Raw genomic sequence first — 4,403 nt, 5'->3', positions numbered from 1 at the left:
TTTCAATAAATATTGAAATTAACTTTGTTGATGTTATGATGATGACGATAAAGGGAGGATAATTCTACAATGAAAAGATTATTAACTTTATTTGGTGCAATTACATTACTAGGAACAAGCACAACAAGTCTAGTTGGGTGTAATAAAGCACAATATACTGAAAAAGAATTGGCAGATTTAAAAGAAAAAAATAATATAAAAACAAACGATGGTGTTTTAGAATGAATAACAAAACAGGAAAAACCTTTTAATCAAGTTGATAATAAATGATATTATGTAGTATGAAAAGGAAAAAACGAAGATAATTGAAAAATTACTAAATTTTTGAATGATACAAATAATATGAAAAAAATAGATAATTATAATAAATATAGTCTTATTTTTAAACCACCACGATTTCGTTATTATATATTATTAATTAAAGAGGGAATTATTAATACAACTAATACTTGATATGCTGATAATGGTTCATATTTTAAATCAGTTTATCGTTGAAATTTATTAGATAAAGCATCACCCGAAATTTATTAGATAAAGCATCACCCGATTTAATTATTGATGATAAGGATAATGTAAAAGTTATTAATGGAGAATAAAAAAATAGGTATAAAAACCTTTTTTTTCTTTAAAGTAATATTTGTTACTGCCAACAGTTTCAACTAAAATTTCATAATTACCACCTTTAACAAATAATTCATATAAAACTCGCATTTTTAATTTAATACCCTCATTGTAAAATACAATTTGTGTTTTAAAATGATAACCTGAATAATCTCGGTTGGGATGCCATGGATAATTTTTTTCTTCTAAATTATTAAAAATAGTATATTCACTTTCATTAATATTTTTTATTTTAATAATATATCTTTCCGCTAATGATTTATTTACATAATTACCATTAGGGCGATTGCCACTTGGTCTTCCTCATATTCTTATAAATCCATCATTTCCAAACTCAAATTCATCATAATTATCTTTAACTTGTTGTCAATCAGTTGATCCAAATGTTCCAAAATCAAATAATAAAATATCTTGTGAATATGTTCTATTATCAGGTGTAGCGGATCATCCATCTCATGTGCTTTTAGCATTTAGTTTACTATCTGCTTTGTTTAATATTAATTGTACTGGATAGAAATTAATACTTGGTGGTGGGTCTGGTAATTTAACAGGTCATTCATGTACGATATCATCATCAATATATTGGTCTAAATAACTAAGTGAATAAAGAGTTAATTAATCTCGGACTGAATTATTATATAAACTTGTAGTTTGTAAACTAACAAAATAACTCATAATTGAATATGGGTCATATATATCAATATCATCAGAAAACATATAAATACGACAGGCAGTTTTACCTAAATTATAAAAACCAACTGCATCAATTATATAACGACCACTAGCAACAATATCAGTTAATAAATTTTCACTTTCCATTGTAGGTAATGATACACTTTCTTCATTAATTAAATAAATACTATCTTCTTCATAAAATGATTGTGGTATCATAACACTACTAATTTTATAATATTTTCCATATTCTTTTTTAGTTTTTTTAGATCAACATGATGCTATTATTTTATCTGTTAATGTAAATACTCAACTTGTATTACTTGCACTAGCACCGATTATATCATTTACCTCATCTTGAGTATTATATCTAAATGCATCTAAGGGAATATTGCCTTGATTTTTTGCTTGTGGCCTAGTACTATCTTCAACAATAGGTCAATAACTTTCATCATAAAATGTATAATTTGCTTTACCAATAAATAAAGGAATTCCTGTTTTAATATTTGGATATAAATTATTAGTATTATTATCAATAGTTTTTCAATAAATCGGAATACCTAAACTTATTGCATTTAAAAATTTACCAACAATCGGAATATCTCTTTGAGTTCATGCAATACTTTCTGTTACATCTATTCGTAAACTAATAATATGATTAACCATAACACTAAATAAATTTAACATATCTTTTAATTGCCCACGATTTTTACTTGGATTAATTGTGTTATATCCTATATCAACATTATATTTAAAATAACAATTTGCTCTAACATCATAATCTTTAATAACTTTATTACCTTTATAATTTAAAGCAACATCTTTAATTGTTAAATTATTTGGGTTAGTTGCTTGGGTTAATTTTCTATCTGTATTTAAGTATCCCTCATAATTCTTTTTAATTTCTTGGTTAGATTGACCTTGTTTTCTTTTTAATCAATTATCATATTGACCATTAATAGCAGGAATTTCATTTGTTAGTAAATAAGTAGTTAATGGTTTAGAAGATTTTGTTAATGAATCAGCAACTGGCATTTTTAAATTATCAATAAATAATCTTCTTTGAGGATATACTTTTTCATTTCATTTCCCTAAATTTTCAATAGGGCGACCAAAAATAATTGGGTGGAGTAAAACCATTATTACCTAATAATGTTAATTGAATACTTTTAATTCCATTATCACCAGTTAATAATTGTTCGTAACTTAGTCATTGAAATAAGACAGAAAAATATTCCTGAAATCATAACAGCAATTAAAGCCCCTTGGTATCCCAAACCATTATTAGCAACATTAAAAGTAAAAATAGCATTTAGTCCCATCCCAGGTGCTAATCCAACTGGCATATTCTCTGATAAACCCATAATTAAAGTGGCAATAAAAGCACCAATTGCTGTTGCAATAAAAATCCCTCCAAAAGCCATATTTTGATTTGAATCAGTTGGATGATTAATATCTGGTGCAGAAGATAACATATTAGGTTGCACTGACAAAATATATAACATTGCTAAAAATGTTGTTAGACCACCAATAATTTCTTTTTTAAATGTTGTTTTTAGATCGCCAAATCTAAAAAAGTTTCAATTTTTTTAAACATATATTTTATTTCTCCGTTTAGCTCTATTGTAAAAATAAAAAACATTAACCTTGTTTAATTAACATAAGTTAATGCAAAAATAAAGCATTAACCTATAGAGTCTTTTTATAAATGGTAAGACATAGAAACACTAGACCATATTACTAGCATATATAGGAATTGTTTAATACATTTACTTCTTAAATATACCGAATTTAATAAAAAAATACAATCCTTTTAATAAAAACAGATGACATTTTCAGAAAAAGCGAAAAAAGCTTTAAAACTAGTATAAGTTTTAAAAGACTTTATAAATTCTGTTGGTAAATAGTCTGTGGCTAATGCTATTAAATCTTGACGATAATTTTCTACTAAATTTGCTCAACAAAATCATCCCAAAATCAAATAAATAATACCCATAATAGATATAATTTGAACTGTAATGTCCATTGCATTAATAACAGCATTTTCTTTTAAAAACTGTATTAAAATAACTAAAATTGTCGCTATAATAAATAAAAATATTGTAAACATCAAAAATCATGACAAAAATTTTAATCAAAAAAATCATTTTGATTGTTTTGTTTTTTGATTATAAACATAATAAAAATGAAAAATCATATCATAAATTTTAACAATACTTTGATCTTTATCATCAGCACGGCGAATAATGACAGCATTACTTATTTTTGAAAAATTTTGTGCTTTAACAATATGCCTTTGTTCTCCAATATTAACATCTTGTAAATCATTGTCATCTAACATTTTTCGCAATAACATACGTGGTTTTAATGTTGTTTTTTTCTTTTTAAAAATTAATAAAATAATTCTAAATACTAATCATCCTACAAGAAGCAATGCAATTACAATAATAAAAATAAAATAAACTAATCCTGTTATTTGTGTTAAATTAAACATTTTTCAATCACGTTCCTCTCCGTTATATCAATCATACCGTATTTTAAAAAAATAAAAAAAACATTTCAAAATATTGTTTTTTTATATCAGTTTATTAATTTATAATTATTTTACAGTACCTTTTGGTAAAATAACATATGTATTAAAACTGCCCTTTGTATTATTCTTCCCCAAACAGGTAATTTCTATTTTTCTTGGAATTGTTAAATCAAAAGGAAGAGTATCAATTAGATTATCTTTGATATAAAACTCTTTTGGAATTATCGGAGTTACATCATAATTAGCTTTTGTTAATTTAGTACTTAATTCTTCATGCAATGTTTCTAAAATTGCATCTCGAATTGGTTCTGACCATTCAGAGAACTGAACATCTTTAATATTCTTAACATTAACTTTTTTAATTGCCTTAATTTTAGTAATACCACTAATATCAATCGGAAATTGTAATGTTTTTTCCTCTTTTTTTATATTATTATCATTTGCTAATAACGAAGAATTTACATCTGAATCTTTTTTTTCCTTTTCTTCTTCTAATTTGTGTTGTTTTGGATAACTACAACCACAAGAAACAATTGTTAACTACAACCACAAGAAACAATTGTTGTCGCACTTATGC

The 4,403-nt window shown here is 24.9% G+C and carries 5 protein-coding genes and 1 riboswitch; of the genes, 1 reads left to right on the top strand and 4 read right to left on the bottom strand.

All coding sequences use genetic code 4. The features are described 5' to 3' along the window. Positions 1–69: 69 nt before the first annotated feature. Complete coding sequence (locus C6B38_RS09190; RefSeq protein WP_105299399.1) at positions 70–531, top strand: lipoprotein; 462 nt, start codon at positions 70–72, stop codon at positions 529–531. A gap of 705 nt (positions 532–1,236) precedes the next feature. On the opposite strand, the gene C6B38_RS09185 is transcribed toward C6B38_RS09190, so the two are convergent. From C6B38_RS09185 to C6B38_RS11765, 4 genes are all read right to left on the bottom strand, one after another. After that, a complete protein-coding gene (locus C6B38_RS09185; protein ID WP_105299398.1) occupies positions 1,237–2,433 on the bottom strand; it encodes a hypothetical protein in 1,197 nt (398 codons plus the stop codon). 38 nt (positions 2,434–2,471) lie between these two features. Further along, positions 2,472–2,825: a solute carrier family 23 protein gene (locus C6B38_RS09180; protein ID WP_255401146.1), complete on the bottom strand. Its 354-nt coding sequence runs from the start codon at positions 2,823–2,825 to the stop codon at positions 2,472–2,474. Positions 2,826–2,965: 140 nt separating this feature from the next. Continuing rightward, positions 2,966–3,066, bottom strand: a riboswitch (purine riboswitch). 40 nt (positions 3,067–3,106) lie between these two features. Further along, positions 3,107–3,787 (bottom strand): hypothetical protein, encoded by a 681-nt coding sequence (locus C6B38_RS09175; RefSeq protein ID WP_105299397.1) that lies wholly within the window; start codon positions 3,785–3,787, stop codon positions 3,107–3,109. A 105-nt stretch (positions 3,788–3,892) separates the two neighbouring features. Then, on the bottom strand, positions 3,893–4,105 hold the full coding sequence (locus tag C6B38_RS11765; RefSeq protein ID WP_233485746.1) for a hypothetical protein: 213 nt from the start codon (positions 4,103–4,105) through the stop codon (positions 3,893–3,895). Positions 4,106–4,403 lie beyond the last annotated feature (298 nt).

Source organism: Spiroplasma sp. ChiS (genome assembly GCF_002968355.1).
Lineage (GTDB): Bacteria > Bacillota_I > Bacilli_A > Mycoplasmatales > Mycoplasmataceae > Spiroplasma > Spiroplasma citri.
This window is presented reverse-complemented; position numbering and strand designations above follow the sequence as displayed.